Consider the following 13,638-nt stretch of genomic DNA (forward strand, 5'->3'; position numbering starts at 1 on the left):
TTTTCGTTCCTGTCGCTGGCCACCGCGAAATACCGCGGCGGCCATGCCCATCCGTGCGCGATTGCTGCGCAGCGCCTGTTTTCGCGCACCAGGAACCGGCGTCGTGGCAACGCGCCATGCAATCTGGCATGCACAACCAACTAATTGGCAAACAGGGAAAAGGGCAAACAATGGCCGCGTCTTAGTATCCGGACAGACCGCAAACCTGCGCTCAAGAACAAGAACGGATGCCACACCATGCTCAAGTCCCCCTTGCTTCGTCTCTCGACGCTCGCGCTGATGATCAGTGCCGGCAATGCCGGTGCCTATGAACTCTACGCCGACGACGACAGCCATCTGAACGCTACCCTCGAAGCCGTGTTCGGCATTTTCCACAGCCAGGAAAACTACGCCCTGTCCGGTCGCCTGAGTGAAGGCAGCTCGTCGTGGCGCGAGGGCTACATCAAATACGGCTTGAGCTTCGATCAAGGCCTGGGCGGTATGGGCACCGCGTACGGCGCGGGGAACATGCTCAGCTCCGGCACCTGGGGCGATGGCGATGCCGCCGGCTTCACCGATGGTTCGGAACGCACCACCAAGTTCGAAGACGCCTACCTCGGCTGGCGCTCGGCCGATCTGTTCGGCGCGTTGGGCAGTGACGGTGTCGACCTGTCCTTCGGCCGACAGAACATTGTGGTCGGCGACGGCTTCCTGATCGACGGCGACGCGCTGAACATGGGCAAGGGCCTGGCCGACGGCGAATTCAACCGTGGCGGTGCCTACTACCTGGCGGCACGCAAGGCCTTCGACGAAACCGCCGTATTGCGTCTGGGCGGCAAGGAAGGCTGGCGCAGCGACCTGATGTGGCTCAAATCCGACAACCGCGCCCAGGCCAAGACCGAAATGTACGTCGGCACCCTGGAGCACGTGGCCGAGGCCGGCACGGTCGGCCTGACCTTCATCAAGACCACCGATATCGATGAACAGTACGCCTCGCCGATCCAGCTCGAACGCGACGGCATGAAGACCTACAGCCTGCGTGCGGCGGGCAACGCCGGGGTGAAAGACCTGTTCCTGTCCGGTGAATACGCCAAGCAGGACAAACCAAACACCTCCAGCGAAGACGCCTGGTACCTGGAAGCCGGCTGGACCTTCTCCGACGCAGTCTGGACACCGAGCGCCAGCTACCGCTACAGCCGCTTCTCGGAAGGCTACGACACCCTGTTCTACGGTTTCAGCCGTGGCTACGGCACCTGGTTCCAGGGCGAAGTGGCGGGCAACTACGCCGGGCCGTTCAACAGCAACTCGCGCATCCAGAACGTCACGCTCAAAGTCTCGCCGCTGGAGAACCTCAACATCGGCGCAATGTACTTCAACTACGACACCATCGACCGCAACCTGGGCAACACCGATGGCCACGAAGTCGACCTGTATGCCGAATGGCACGTCAACGACCACCTGACCGTGATGCCACTGGTGGGCATCTACCAGCCGGACAAGAGCGCCGAAGACGGTGGTACCCAACTGGGTAACAACGACAAGAACGTCTACGCCCAGGTGGTGTTCGCCACCGGTTTCTGATTTCGGCCGAGGGGAACTTTCGTATCTGAGATTTGCAGTGCCTGATACACCGCCTTCGCGGGCAAGCCCGCTCCCACATTTGGATTTCTGCTGCACACAAAATCCGTGTACACCGCAGATCCCCTGTGGGAGCGGGCTTGCTCGCGAAGAGGCCATCACATCCAACATCTCCACTGACTGACACTCCGCAATCGTCGGAACGCCGCCCGGAGCAAGCTCGCTCCCACAGTGTTTAGTGGTTAGCCGGGCCGATCGACCTGATCCAAAGCCCGATTCACCGCCAACTCCCCCAGCATGATCACTTGCGCGATGCCCAGCAGGGTGTTGCGGTGCGTGCCTTCCAGGAATCCCGCCAGGTCATTGGCCATGACGTTCGCCGAGGCCAGCGATTCGCAGGCGTGGGCCAGCAGGGTTTCGGTGTCGATGTCGGGGTTGATGGTGAACAGCGTGGAGGGTTTGTGCGGGGTGGCCATGATGTGCAGGGCCGGGTTGGGACAAGCGTCGTTGTCCGATGGATCAGGGGTAACCTTCAACATCCTTCGGTCTCCAGGGCGCACAAGCCGGCGGATTCTGGCGTACCTGTAGGCAACGACGCAAGGCGCTGTAGCTTGCAGGAAGTGACGCCTACAGCTGTTAAACAACCCACCAATACACACCCAATCCGTAGGAGCTGCCGAAGGCTGCGATCTTTTGATCTTGCTTTTCTGTTAGATCGAGAAAAGCAAGATCAAAAGATCGCAGCCTTCGGCAGCTCCTACAAAAGAAGGTCTCAATCAAGCCGCGCTGGCATGCTCAACACGATGAAACAAGCGGTTGAAATACACCAGGCTGTCACGCGGTTCGCGCACGCCCACCTTCGTCAGTTCCACGAACATCACCGAATGCGAGCCCACTTCCTTGCACTCGCTGATCCGCCCTTCAAGCTGCACCAGGGCATCGCGCAGCACCGGCACATCGGCCGCGCCGTCGTCCCACAGGTCCCAGGCAAAACGTTCGTCCATCGGCACCTTGGTCATGCCGGCGAAATGCCGGGCCAGTTCTTCCTGCTCGCCACACAGCACGTTGACGCACAGGTGGCCATTGGTGCGGAACACGTCGTGGGTGGCGCTGTTGCGGTTGACGCACACCAGCACCGTAGGTGGCGAGTCGGTCACCGAGCACACGGCGCTGGCGGTGATGCCGCAACGACCGCCGGGGCCGTTGGTGGTGATGATGTTCACCGCGGCAGGCAGCTGCGCCATGGCGTTGCGAAAGTCGATTTGCTGCTGGCTCAGGTCGGCCATGTCGATGCCCCTTCCTTCAGGAGGGCCGCGATCTTGCGGCCCGTAGGTGATGGAACAAGACTAAGGCTGCGGGCGCGGCGCAACCATTCTGACGATCCCCATGGCAGGGTTGGGTTTCCGCTAGTCGACTAGGTGGTTTCTTTATCGCAAGGGCCGGTCACAGTGGGTATTCTGCATACTGGTTCCAGAAAGATGAGCCAATGCGTGCCGCACGCTCCCGTGCGAAAACAATAATTAGAAAACTTTCGTGGCAGCCCCGATGGAAATCCGTAAACCGATTGTTTATATCGTTGACGACGACAAGGACCTGCGAACCTCACTGGCCTGGTTGCTGGAGTCGGTGAGTGTGCAGGCGCAGTGCTTTGCCGGCGCCGAAGAGTTCCTCAGCCAATACGACCCCAAGCAGCCCGCCTGCCTGGTGCTCGACGTGCGCATGCCGGAAACCAGTGGTTTCCAGCTGCAGGAAATCCTCAACCAGCGCGGCAGCACCCTGCCGACCATTTTCGTCTCGGCCCATGGCGACATTCCGATGTCGGTCACGGCGATGAAGAACGGCGCGCTGGATTTCGTCGAGAAGCCCTACAACCCGCAGCAGATGATCGACCGCATCCAGGCCGCGCTGAAGACCGCCGTGCACGCCCAGGCCGATCAGCAGCAGCGTCAGAACCTGCAAGGCAAGTTGGCACTGTTGACCAGCCGTGAGCGGGAAGTGTTGATGCTGGTGATCGATGGCAAGGCGAGCAAGGTGATCGCCCGGGAGCTGAACATCAGCGTGAAGACCGTTGATGTGCACCGTACCAAGATCAAGGAGAAGATGGGCGTGAGCAGCATCGCCATGCTGGTGCGCGAGGTGCTGCATTTGCCGGTGGATGAGCCGGTGCGGCACTGATCATTCTGTATTCGCCGTCAGGCCGCCATCGCGGGCAAGCCCGCTCCCACATTTTGATCTCGGCCGGACACAGACTTTGTGTTCACCGCAGATTCAATGTGGGAGCGGGCTTGCTCGCGAAGGGGCCGGCACATTCAACATCAATGGCGGATTCAGATCTGGCTATACCGCTTGCGATAAGCCCCTGGTGACACGCCAAAGCGCGATTTGAAGGCCGACGAAAAGTAGCTCGAATCCGAAAACCCCCACGCATAACACAACGCCGACAGCTTCTGTTCGACATCGGCGCGGCGCAGGTTTTCGGCGCAGAAGTCCAGGCGGCGGTGCTTGATGTATTGCGCCACCACCAGGCCGCGCTTGGAGAACATCCGGTACAGGCCGCGCACGGAAATCCCGACTTCACGGGCAATCAGCTCGGGGCACAGTTCTTCGTCGCTCAGGTGCGCGTCGATGAAGGCGATGATCTTGCGAAATTGCCGCTCGTGGGCGTCCGCACCGCAGTCGCGGGCGCTGATGCCCGGCAGCAACAGGCTGGCCAGGGCATCGAGCACGGCTTCGCTTTCCTGCATCTCCAGCCCGTCCTGCTGGCTGGTGTCCAGCACCAGCTTGCTGGCCATCGCCGCCAGGGGGCTGCCGGCCGCGATGCGCGTGGCGCAGTTGACGGCATTGAAGTGCGAACCGCGCTCGACCACCTGGCGCGGCAAAATCAGCGACAGCTGTCGGCAATCGTAGTTGTAGATCATGTCGCTCGGACGGCTGGCGTCGATCAGGGCGATGTCGCCACAGCCCAGTTGCGCGCGGTTGTCGCCCTGCTCCAGTTGCGAGCTGCCACGCAGCTGGAACACCGCGTAGTAGTGGCCGTCGCTGCTGGTGCTGACGTCCTTGCTGGTGCGGTACAAATGCACGTGCGCCATGTCGACCACACTCAGGTTGATCGCGCCGCTGCGAAATTCTGTCAGTTCGCCATAGAAATCGGAGTCCAGCGCCCGGGCATCGAAACGCCCACAGGCCTGGTTCACCTGGCTCAACCAACTTTCGAACGCCTCGTTGCGCACCGTCGATGCTGTAATCATGTCCGCAAAGCCTCACGTTTTTGTTGTTATTTTTCGACCGCTTCATCGAGCGGTTCGTCAAAACGGTAATTTCTGTAGCCATCTCCTCCTTCGACGGCAGCCGGGCGCCCATTCAACAGACTCCGGCCCAAGCTTTCCAGTGAACTTTCGGTTTAAAGGTCCAGTACCAGACGAGCGGAAAGTGCCCGTGATACACAGGCACAGATCTGCTTGTTGGAGGCCTTTTCCTTGTTCGACAGGCAGTTGTCGCGGTGCTCCGGCAAGCCGTCCAGCACCTCGACGATGCAGGTACCGCAGATGCCTTCGCGGCACTCGGTGTCGATGTCGCAACCATGGGCCTGCAACACGTCGACCAGGCTGGCATTGGCCGGCACTTGCAGCACCACGCCGGAACTGGCCAGTTCCACTTCGAAGGTGCCCGCCGGGGCGCTGTTGGCGGCCGGGTCTGCGGCGAAGTGTTCCAGGTGAATGGCATCGTCCGAGCGACTGCGGGACGCCACTTCCACCACTTTGTTCATGAAAGGCGCCGGGCCGCAGGTGTAGACGTGGGCCGCAGCATTGGCGCGGTTCAGGCATTCGCTCAATGCGCCGTCCAGATCCGCAGGTTCAACGCCGTAGTGGAACTCCACGTTATCAGCGAAATTCGTCGCCAACAGTTCGGTAAACGCCGCGTACTGCGCCGAACGAGCGAAGTAATGCAGACGATACGGCTGGCCGCTTTCCGCCAGTTTGTAGGCCATGCTCAGCAGCGGCGTGACGCCGATACCGGCGGCGAACAGCACGTGTTCGCTGGCCGTTTCATCGAGGCGAAACAGGTTGCGCGGCGCACCCATTTCCAGCTCCATGCCCTCTTCCACTTGCTCGTGCAACGCCAGTGAACCGCCGCGCGACTGCGCTTCTTTCTTCACCGCCACCAGATACGCACGGCGATCCTGTGGCGGGCTGCACAGCGAATACTGGCGGGTCACCCCGGTCGGCCCGGTCAGGTCGACGTGGGCACCCGGTTCATAGGTGTCGAGCGGCTGGCCGTCACTGCGCACGAGGCGAAAGGAACGGATATCCAGCGCTTCGTCGACGATCCTTTCGATCTTCACCTTCATCATTGCATCACCTGAATACTGTTGTTTGTGTTAAACACGCTTGCTACCCCTGTAGGAGCTGCCGAAGGCTGCGATCTTTTAGAAGCAAGATCAAAAGATCGCAGCCTTCGGCAGCTCCTACGGGTTCATTTGTCCGGCCAAGAAATCCATGGCCAGCGCTCAGCGCATGAACAAGCCGCCGTTGACGTCCAGGCACGCGCCAGTCACGGAGGTCGCGTTATCGGCGATCAGCAGTAACACGCTGTCGGCGATGAACTCGGGATTACCGAGGGTGCCGGCCGGGATCATTTTCAGGATCTGTTCCAGTCGCTCCGGGGCCACGGTCTCGCGCACCACGGGCAAGTCCAGCGGGCCTGGCGAGATGCTGTTGACCGTCACACCCTGGGGCGCCAGCTCGCGGGCGAAGACCTTGGTCAGGGTCGCCACGCCGCCCTTGGCCGCCGCGTAATGCGCGCCGGTGGCGGTGCCGCCGTTCTGTCCGGCCAGGGACGCGATGTTGACGATGCGCCCGAAGCCGCGCTCGGCGAAGTGCGCGCCGAACACCTGGCAGGCAACAAAGGTGCCGCGCAGGTTGATCGCCATCGACTCGTCGAACTCTTCCGGCGTGATGTCCATCAGCGCCGCGACTTTCGACACGCCGGCGTTGTTCACCAGAATGTCGGTGCCGCCCCACTGCTCAGTGAGCAGGTCGCGAGCACGCTGGAAGTCGGCTTTGCTGCGCACATCCAGCTCGATTGCCACGGCAGTAACGCCGCTGCCATCCAGCTCGGCAGCCAGTTGCTGCACGCCATCAAGACGCACATCGGCCAGGCCGACGCGATAACCCGCGGCGTGCAGACGGCGGGCGATACACTCGCCCAGTCCGCGCGAGGCACCCGTTACAAGGGCTACTCGACTCATGATATTGCCCTCACAAAAGGAAGCCGAGCGCGCTCAGGCTGTCGGTGGAGTTGATCAGGCGCACCACTTTGCGCTCCAGGGTCGGCACGCCGTCGGTGAAGCGGATACGGTGGTTCAGGTCGGCCACGAACGGCGTGTGCACGCCGCGCTTGTAGGCGTACAGCAACTGCGCCGAATTGACTTCGACGATGTCGCCGGCCGCTTCCACCAGGCGGAAACGCGAGATGGTGCGGATGGTTTTCGCCGCGTCCACCGCCGACGGCGAGTAGCCGGCGGTCAGGCGTTCGATGCGCAGGTCACGCATGCGCGCATCGTCGTAGGCGTAGTTCAGGGTCGCCTCGAAGTCTTCGGTGTCCGGGTCGATCGGCACGATGTACTTACCGCTTTCGCTCCACAAGGTCGCCCACTCGGCGTAGTTCTTGTGGTCGAGCAGTTCGGCTTCGCGCCAGATGAATTCGATGGCCTGGGCCAACGGGCCGGAAAAACCGTTCAGGGTGTCTTGATTGCTCATTGGCTCATCATCCTTTTCCACATGTCGTAGGCACCGCGCATGCCGCCTTCGTCGGTGGCGTGGCTGACCTTGTCGCCGTTTTCAGCGGTGATTTCGCGGTTCAGGCCGCGGTTGACCAGGATTGGCGCATCGACGCCGGCATACGAGCCGCGCTGCACGCGGTCCCAGGCTTCGGCATCGTCAGGGCTGCCGAAACCGAACGGGCCCTGGAAGTGTTCGTGGATGCGCATGCGTTCGCGGTTGGCGATTTCCGGGCCGCCGTCCATGCCAAGGGCCACGTGACGGATCTCGGTTTCGCTGACCGACACCGGGCGCAGTACGCGGAAGAACGACATCGACATCGCCACGTTCGGGAACAAGTTCAGGTTGAAACCGGCGCCGTGCAGCGAGCGCACGATGCGACGCACCTGATCGGCCGGCAGGGTTTTCGACAGTTCTTCTGTGACGTGAGCGAAGCGTTCCTGCAACTGTTCGGTGCCGTCGTCATGATCGAGATCGACGTGCTCCGGCACCATGACCATCACGCTGTGGCCGTTGCCCAGCGAATGGGTCACGGCTTGTTCGTCGGTCATGAACGAGAGCATTTCCGAGGTTTCTTCATCGACCGACGACATGAACGACTTGTGCACGATCGGGAAATGGTAACCGTCGGTGGTGTTTTCCAGCTGGATCTTCCAGTTGCCCTTGAAGCTGAACTTGTGTTCGCCCTGAGTCTTTATCGGGTAACCGGCGCCCTGTTTCATGAACAGGTCCATCCAGTGTTTCGCGCCGCCAAGGAAGTCTTCCAGCGGTTCGATCTCGTCGTTGTAGCTGGCGAAGACCATGCCGGCGTAGCTTTCGACGCGCAGGCTGGTCAGCGGCAATTCGGATTTCTCCAGGATGCCTTCGTAGCCATCCGGATACGGCAGCGCACGCAACTTGCCGTCCAGGCCGTAGGACCAGCTGTGGTACGGGCAGGTGAAACCGGTGGCGTTGCCCTTGTGCTTCTCACACACGGTGGCGCCACGGTGGCGGCAACGGTTTTCCAGCACGTTGATGTTGTTCTTCTTGTCGCGCACGACAATCACCGGGCGACGGCCGATGGTGGCGGTCTTGAAGTCGCCGCTGTTGCGCACTTCGCTTTCGTGGGCAACCCACACCCAGGTGCGGTAGAAAATCTTGTCCAGCTCGGCTTCGAACAGCGCCGGGTCGTTGTACAGCGAGACGTCGACGCGGTCGTGCCGGACCAGGTCTTCCGGGCTTTTCGACGATGCGATCAGCTGATATTCATGAGTGCTCATGCGGTTCTCCTCATGGCTTCTTTTTATGATTTTGATTTAGAGCCAGGCCGCTCACCGGCCATGCTCTGTTGCAGTTGCGCACCAAAGGCGCAGACCAGTTCGTCCTGACCCTTGCGACCGACGATTTGCAGGCCGACCTTCAGCCCGCCGCAGTCGAGCTCCACCGGCACCGTCAGGGCCGGGTGGCCGCTGAGGTTGAAAGGCCGAACCAGCGAGGTCATGCCGGCCACGGCTTTGCTGCTGGCGCGGGCTTCGCTGAGGGTCGGCGGCAGGCTCGGCATTGTCGGCAGCAGCAATACGGCAAAGTCTTCCAGCGCCGCGTCCACTTGTTGGGTGAACGCTGTGCGCACGGCTTCGGCTTCGGCCAGGTCTTGGCGCGTGGTGCGGCTGGCCGCCAGCAAACGTATTTCCACATCGGCGCCGATCAGGCCCTTGCCGGTCAGGTGACCGAACGCCGCCCAGTTTTCGAAATTGATCACGGTCAGGCCGGCGGCGAACGCCGCTTCGAATTCACTCAGGTGCAGGTTGTTGCGACGCCATCCGGCGCGGTCGGCGGCGGCTCCGAGACTTGCTTGCAGATGCGCATCGCAGGCCACCTCGAGAAAACCGACCCTGGCGCCGTCACCTGGCAACCCTTGAGCGGTAAAGCCCGGGCAGATCACCTGCATCGCGGCGATCAGGTCGTCCATGCTTTTGGCGAACGGCCCGACACAATCGAGGCTCGATTCCAGCGGATGGGCGCCGACACGGCTGACACGGCCATAAGTCGGCTTGAGCCCGGCAATCCCGCAGCAGGCTGCCGGCACGCGCACCGAACCACCGGTATCAGTGCCGATGGCGATGTCCGCCAGGCCTGCCGCGACCGCCGAAGCCGAACCGCTGGACGAGCCGCCAGGAACGCGATCCGGCGCTTGCGGATTGATCGGTGTGCCAGTCCAGTCGTTGATGCCGGTCACGCCGAACGCCAGTTCATGCAAGTTGGTCTTGCCGACGATCTGCCAGCCAGCGTCGAGGATCGCATCGACCACTTCGGCGTTTTTCGTCGCCGCCGGTGCATCGGCGAAGGCGCGGCTGCCCGAGCGGGTCGGATGGCCGGCGATGTCGATGGAATCCTTGATGGCGACGCGCTTGCCGTTGCCGCCGAGGAGGAATTCGCTGATGAAAGTACTCATGCATTCAGCTCCGTGTTGAACAGCCGTTGCGTACGGAAATGCGCGATCAGCCAGACGCCGTCGACACAACGAAAATCGATGTTCAGGCGCGTGCCGAACAACTCGTTGCGGCCATCGGCGTACGTCGAGATCTGCTGCATGATCCACTGCCCCTGCGCCGCCTTGCCGGCGACCACGATCGACTCGCTGGTGAGGTAATGCAGGTTCAGCTTGAAGTGGTCGGACGGCGGCAGATAGCCGCCGACAAACGCCGCCACCGCTTCACGCCCCTGATGCTGACCGAAGGTCTGTGCGGTCTGGGTGCCGAGGCCTTCCCAGATCGCATCCTCGGTGAACAGTTGCGCCAACTGACTCAGATGAATCGCCGCCCGCGGCACGTCGCACAGGTCCATGTAGCGCGCCATCAGGCGACGCACTGCGCTTTCCCCTTCGAGCGTCGCCAGACGCTGCAGCAAGGCCTCGTTCATGGCTTACACCTTGGCCGCATCAGGAATGGTCAGCGGGCGACCGATGCGCGCTTCGATCCTGGCGTAGCGCCACAGGCTGTACTGGCCGACCGGCGTGGTGCGGAACAGGTTGCAGGCGTCGATTACCGACTGGTGGCAGTCGACGTCGGCCATGATGTACACGGTCCAGGGCGAGGTGGTGGATGGGCCGACCATCAGGCGGTCGTCATCCATCGCGCCGAGCACGGTGATGCCGGGCATGGCGCCGAGGTCACCCATCATCTGGCTGAAGCCTTTCCACACGCTCAGGCCTTCGCCGGTGGGCAGGTCGAAAAAATTCTGGGTGATGCCGATGCAGAAGACGACGCGCAATGGTTCTTGGGTGGTTTGCGACATGGGTGCGATTCCTTGAAAAAGTAATGGGGATTCAGATGTAGCCCGGGAACGGCGGCACGCCGAGGAACACCGAGCCGGCGCCGTCGTACAGGCCTTCGCTGAGGAAGGCGTGCTGAGTCACCACCATCGAGTCGCGCAGGTAGCGTTGCAGCGGATGGCGCAGGTAAATGGCGGTGGTGCCGGCCAGGCTGTAGGCGCTCTGCACCACCTCGGCACCGGCCTGGGACACGTGAATCGCCGACAGGCGCAACAGGCTGGTCTGCTCCGGGGTGACCGGGTTGCCGGCCAGGATCGAGTTCCACACCTGTTCGGTGGCGTTGTAGAAGAAACCGCGGGCGGCGCTGAGCTTGGCTTCAGCCTTGGCGATCTCGATGCGCACGTAGGCGCGGTCGGACAATTTCGGCGCGCCGGTGATGCCGCTGCCGCCAGCCATGCGGCTGATTTCGTCCAGCGCTGCACGGGCCAGGCCGAGGTTGACCACCGCCAGCACTTGCGCGGCATAGGCGATCGACGGGTAGCGGAACAGCGGTTCGTCGATGGTCGCGGCTCCGCCACGGATGAACGTCCAGCGCTCATCAACGCGTTTATCGCTCACTCGCAGGTCATGGCTGCCGGTGCCCTTGAGGCCGACCACTTCCCAGTTCTCGACGATGTCGACCTGCTCCGGGCGGAACACAGCGGTGCGCGGCTTGCCGCCGGCAGCGCCGATGCCAACGCCCAACAGGTCTGCGCCTTTACAGCCGCTGGCGAATTTCCAGGTGCCGTTGACCTGATACCCGCCTTCCACGGTCTCGGCCGGTTGCAAGGGGAACAGGCCGCCGGCGAATACCAGGTCAGGGCTTTCGGCGTAGAGCTCAGCCAGGGTTTCCCGTGGCAAGGCTGCCAGGTAGACACCGGCGCTGCCGAAGCTGGCCACCCAGCCCGCCGAGCCGTCGGCTTCGGAGATGCGCTCGATCATTTCCAGGAACAGCACCGGTGCCAGGGCGTCACCACCGAAGCATTTCGGCGTGGCGGCGCGAAAAATGCCCACCTGCTTGAAGCGCTCGATCATGTCCCGAGGCACGTGGGAGCCGGCGTCGAATTCTTCGCGACGCTGGCGAACCTCATCCAGCACTTGCTGGAATAGCTGACTCTCTACCATTGGCACGACCGGGGCGGACACAGGGTCTTGTTGCGCGACAGCTGAACGCAGCATGGGCTAGTTCTCCGTTTTGATTATTGTTAGTAGGCTCCGCTGCTCCCCTGCCTGTAGGAGCTGCCGCAGGCTGCGATCTTTTGATCCCGACAAATCAACATCAAAAGATCGCAGCCTTCGGCAGCTCCTACAGAGAAGATGTGTGGATGCCTTTGCATTGAGGTCCAGTGTAAAAACCGCGTCCCGGCACAACTATTGGTGCGTGCAACCCCCCCGCTAAAGAAATCCCCTAGCCCGCCACCGATTACCTCTGAGCGCATCCCGCTGTGCGAGCAGGTATAAAACGCCATACTGCAAATCTCTGCCGCCAGGGGCCGTGCGATGTACCAGCCAAAACCGAACGACTTTTATGCGCTGATCGAAGCCATGCCGCTGTGCATCATTCTTCATGACGCGCACACCAAGGAAATTCTCTGGGCCAACGGCGCTGCCCTGGCGGCGCTGGGCTTTACCCTGGAAGAACTGACGCCGCTCAAGGCCCCGGACATGACCCGCGACGCCCCGAAGTACCGACGCTCGGTGGGCTTGCGCTGGCTGGAAGGCGCCGCGCGCACCGGGCAACGGGCCATCGAATGGTGCTATCGCTCCAAGCAAGGGGTGGAGATTCTTTCCGAGGCGGTGGCGACCCTGGTGCACCTGGACGATCGCGATGTGCTGATGGTGCAGTTCCGCGACATTTCCAAGGAAGACAAGGTCAAGCGCGACCTCAAGCGTTTCGAGAGCCGGCTCAAGGCCTTCATGCAGGACCTGGCCGAAGGCGTGGCGGTGCTCGGCCCCGAGGGTGATATCGGTTTTATCAGCGACTCCGGCGCGCACCTGCTCAACAGCGAAGTGCACCAGCTGATGGGCAAGAACTTCCTGGCCTGGTGCGACGACGCATCCGGCCAGCGCCTGCTGCAACAGCTTGCCCAGGAGAGACCGAAGCACGCGCCGTTCAACGTGCATTACAAGGTGCAGCGCCGCGATGGCGAATGGCGCTGGCATGACGCAACCTGCCGCTACATCGAGATCGAGGACGATCTGGTCGGCCACCTGCTGCTGTTCCGCGACGTGACCGAACAGGTGCAGGCCGAAGAGGCACGGCGGGTCAGCGAGCAGAAACTCGAATACCTGGCGCGCTACAACGCCATGGGTGAAATGGCCGTGGCGATTGCCCACGAGTTGAGCCAGCCATTGGCGGCGACCCGCAACTTTATTGAAGGCGCGGTGATTCGCCTGGGCAACGCCGGCGAAACCGATCAAGGCGTCGCCTGGGGCTTGCAGAGCGCCGTGCGGCAGATCGAACACGCCTCGGTGATCATCAAGAGCGTGCGCGATTACGTGGTCAAGCTGGAGCAGAGCGAAGAGCTGCTCGACCTTAATGAGCTACTGCGCGAAACCCGCTACTTCATCAGCCTGCGGGCCGATCCGAGCCTGGTGCGCGTGGAAATAGTCACCGCCTCAGAACCGCTGCGGGTGAGTTGCGAGAAGGTGCTGATCGGCCAGGTGATCCTCAACCTGGCGTTCAACGCCATCGAAGAAATGGCCGACCTGCCTACCGAACGACGCTTGTTGCGTATCCATGCCAGCCGCGAGAACGATGTGGCCCTGGTGCGCATTGAAGACAGCGGGCGCGGCATCCAGGCCCAGGCACAAGAGAAGCTGTTCGACGGCTTCTTCTCGTCCAAGGTCAGCGGCAACGGCATCGGCCTGGCGCTGTGCAAGAACATCATCGGCCGCCACCGTGGCGATATCTGGGCGCAAAACCTGGAGCCGTGCGGCGCTGTTTTCAGCTTCTCCCTTCCCCTCGCTTCCCTCGTCTAAAGCAAAAGATCGCAGCCTGCGGCAGCTCCT

At 62.0% G+C, this 13,638-nt stretch carries 14 protein-coding genes; 3 read left to right on the forward strand and 11 right to left on the reverse strand.

What is annotated here, in order from left to right:
* Positions 1 to 237 precede the first annotated feature (237 nt).
* Positions 238 to 1,560 (forward strand): hypothetical protein, encoded by a 1,323-nt coding sequence (locus ASD95_RS05375; protein WP_056723071.1) that lies wholly within the window; start codon positions 238 to 240, stop codon positions 1,558 to 1,560.
* Positions 1,561 to 1,799: 239 nt separating this feature from the next.
* On the opposite strand, the gene ASD95_RS05380 is transcribed toward ASD95_RS05375, so the two are convergent.
* Entirely contained in the window at positions 1,800 to 2,096 is a 297-nt protein-coding gene (locus tag ASD95_RS05380; protein WP_056723073.1) for a DUF6124 family protein, read from the reverse strand.
* A gap of 237 nt (positions 2,097 to 2,333) precedes the next feature.
* Positions 2,334 to 2,843, reverse strand: coding sequence for a 4-hydroxyphenylacetate 3-monooxygenase, reductase component (gene hpaC, locus ASD95_RS05385; RefSeq protein WP_056723075.1), 510 nt, complete (start codon positions 2,841 to 2,843; stop codon positions 2,334 to 2,336).
* 259 nt (positions 2,844 to 3,102) lie between these two features.
* Between hpaC and ASD95_RS05390 the strand changes: the two genes are divergently transcribed.
* Positions 3,103 to 3,732 carry a response regulator transcription factor gene (locus ASD95_RS05390; protein ID WP_053161157.1) on the forward strand — a complete coding sequence of 210 codons (630 nt, stop codon included), beginning with the start codon at positions 3,103 to 3,105 and terminating at the stop codon, positions 3,730 to 3,732.
* 152 nt (positions 3,733 to 3,884) lie between these two features.
* Here ASD95_RS05390 and feaR read toward each other — a convergent pair whose 3' ends face one another.
* From feaR to ASD95_RS05435, 9 genes are all read right to left on the reverse strand, one after another.
* Positions 3,885 to 4,805: a transcriptional regulator FeaR gene (gene feaR / locus ASD95_RS05395; protein WP_056723076.1), complete on the reverse strand. Its 921-nt coding sequence runs from the start codon at positions 4,803 to 4,805 to the stop codon at positions 3,885 to 3,887.
* Between the two features lie 152 nt (positions 4,806 to 4,957).
* Entirely contained in the window at positions 4,958 to 5,908 is a 951-nt protein-coding gene (locus ASD95_RS05400) for a PDR/VanB family oxidoreductase (RefSeq protein WP_056723078.1), read from the reverse strand.
* A 156-nt stretch (positions 5,909 to 6,064) separates the two neighbouring features.
* Positions 6,065 to 6,805, reverse strand: a complete 741-nt coding sequence (locus tag ASD95_RS05405) for an SDR family NAD(P)-dependent oxidoreductase (protein ID WP_056723080.1) — start codon at positions 6,803 to 6,805, stop codon at positions 6,065 to 6,067.
* A 10-nt stretch (positions 6,806 to 6,815) separates the two neighbouring features.
* On the reverse strand, positions 6,816 to 7,316 hold the full coding sequence (locus ASD95_RS05410) for an aromatic-ring-hydroxylating dioxygenase subunit beta (RefSeq protein WP_056723082.1): 501 nt from the start codon (positions 7,314 to 7,316) through the stop codon (positions 6,816 to 6,818).
* Positions 7,313 to 8,596 (reverse strand): aromatic ring-hydroxylating oxygenase subunit alpha, encoded by a 1,284-nt coding sequence (locus tag ASD95_RS05415; protein ID WP_056723085.1) that lies wholly within the window; start codon positions 8,594 to 8,596, stop codon positions 7,313 to 7,315. The genes ASD95_RS05410 and ASD95_RS05415 overlap by 4 nt, the downstream gene beginning before the upstream one ends.
* 23 nt (positions 8,597 to 8,619) lie before the next feature.
* Positions 8,620 to 9,768: an amidase gene (locus ASD95_RS05420; RefSeq protein ID WP_056723087.1), complete on the reverse strand. Its 1,149-nt coding sequence runs from the start codon at positions 9,766 to 9,768 to the stop codon at positions 8,620 to 8,622.
* Positions 9,765 to 10,235, reverse strand: coding sequence for a nuclear transport factor 2 family protein (locus ASD95_RS05425; RefSeq protein WP_056723088.1), 471 nt, complete (start codon positions 10,233 to 10,235; stop codon positions 9,765 to 9,767). The genes ASD95_RS05420 and ASD95_RS05425 overlap by 4 nt, the downstream gene beginning before the upstream one ends.
* Positions 10,236 to 10,238: 3 nt before the next feature.
* On the reverse strand, positions 10,239 to 10,610 hold the full coding sequence (locus ASD95_RS05430) for a hypothetical protein (protein ID WP_056723091.1): 372 nt from the start codon (positions 10,608 to 10,610) through the stop codon (positions 10,239 to 10,241).
* 31 nt (positions 10,611 to 10,641) lie between these two features.
* Entirely contained in the window at positions 10,642 to 11,805 is a 1,164-nt protein-coding gene (locus tag ASD95_RS05435; protein WP_056723093.1) for an acyl-CoA dehydrogenase family protein, read from the reverse strand.
* Positions 11,806 to 12,126: 321 nt separating this feature from the next.
* Here ASD95_RS05435 and ASD95_RS05440 point away from each other — a divergent pair, with 321 nt between their 5' ends.
* Positions 12,127 to 13,608, forward strand: coding sequence for a PAS domain-containing sensor histidine kinase (locus ASD95_RS05440; RefSeq protein WP_056723095.1), 1,482 nt, complete (start codon positions 12,127 to 12,129; stop codon positions 13,606 to 13,608).
* Positions 13,609 to 13,638: the final 30 nt, after the last annotated feature.

The sequence above is a fragment of the Pseudomonas sp. Root71 genome (assembly GCF_001429045.1).
In the GTDB taxonomy this organism is placed as follows: domain Bacteria; phylum Pseudomonadota; class Gammaproteobacteria; order Pseudomonadales; family Pseudomonadaceae; genus Aquipseudomonas; species Aquipseudomonas monachiensis.

What these genes read in the sequence shown, in the direction of transcription:
- ASD95_RS05415 (WP_056723085.1), bottom strand. Translation starts at nt 8,596, where the DNA reads ATGAGCACTCATGAATATCAGCTGATCGCATCGTCGAAAAGCCCGGAA.
- ASD95_RS05425 (WP_056723088.1), bottom strand. Translation starts at nt 10,235, where the DNA reads ATGAACGAGGCCTTGCTGCAGCGTCTGGCGACGCTCGAAGGGGAAAGC.
- ASD95_RS05420 (WP_056723087.1), bottom strand. Translation starts at nt 9,768, where the DNA reads ATGAGTACTTTCATCAGCGAATTCCTCCTCGGCGGCAACGGCAAGCGC.
- ASD95_RS05430 (WP_056723091.1), bottom strand. Translation starts at nt 10,610, where the DNA reads ATGTCGCAAACCACCCAAGAACCATTGCGCGTCGTCTTCTGCATCGGC.
- ASD95_RS05435 (WP_056723093.1), bottom strand. Translation starts at nt 11,805, where the DNA reads ATGCTGCGTTCAGCTGTCGCGCAACAAGACCCTGTGTCCGCCCCGGTC.
- ASD95_RS05380 (WP_056723073.1), bottom strand. Translation starts at nt 2,096, where the DNA reads ATGTTGAAGGTTACCCCTGATCCATCGGACAACGACGCTTGTCCCAAC.
- ASD95_RS05405 (WP_056723080.1), bottom strand. Translation starts at nt 6,805, where the DNA reads ATGAGTCGAGTAGCCCTTGTAACGGGTGCCTCGCGCGGACTGGGCGAG.
- hpaC (WP_056723075.1), bottom strand. Translation starts at nt 2,843, where the DNA reads ATGGCCGACCTGAGCCAGCAGCAAATCGACTTTCGCAACGCCATGGCG.
- ASD95_RS05410 (WP_056723082.1), bottom strand. Translation starts at nt 7,316, where the DNA reads ATGAGCAATCAAGACACCCTGAACGGTTTTTCCGGCCCGTTGGCCCAG.
- ASD95_RS05375 (WP_056723071.1), top strand. Translation starts at nt 238, where the DNA reads ATGCTCAAGTCCCCCTTGCTTCGTCTCTCGACGCTCGCGCTGATGATC.
- ASD95_RS05390 (WP_053161157.1), top strand. Translation starts at nt 3,103, where the DNA reads ATGGAAATCCGTAAACCGATTGTTTATATCGTTGACGACGACAAGGAC.
- ASD95_RS05440 (WP_056723095.1), top strand. Translation starts at nt 12,127, where the DNA reads ATGTACCAGCCAAAACCGAACGACTTTTATGCGCTGATCGAAGCCATG.
- feaR (WP_056723076.1), bottom strand. Translation starts at nt 4,805, where the DNA reads ATGATTACAGCATCGACGGTGCGCAACGAGGCGTTCGAAAGTTGGTTG.
- ASD95_RS05400 (WP_056723078.1), bottom strand. Translation starts at nt 5,908, where the DNA reads ATGATGAAGGTGAAGATCGAAAGGATCGTCGACGAAGCGCTGGATATC.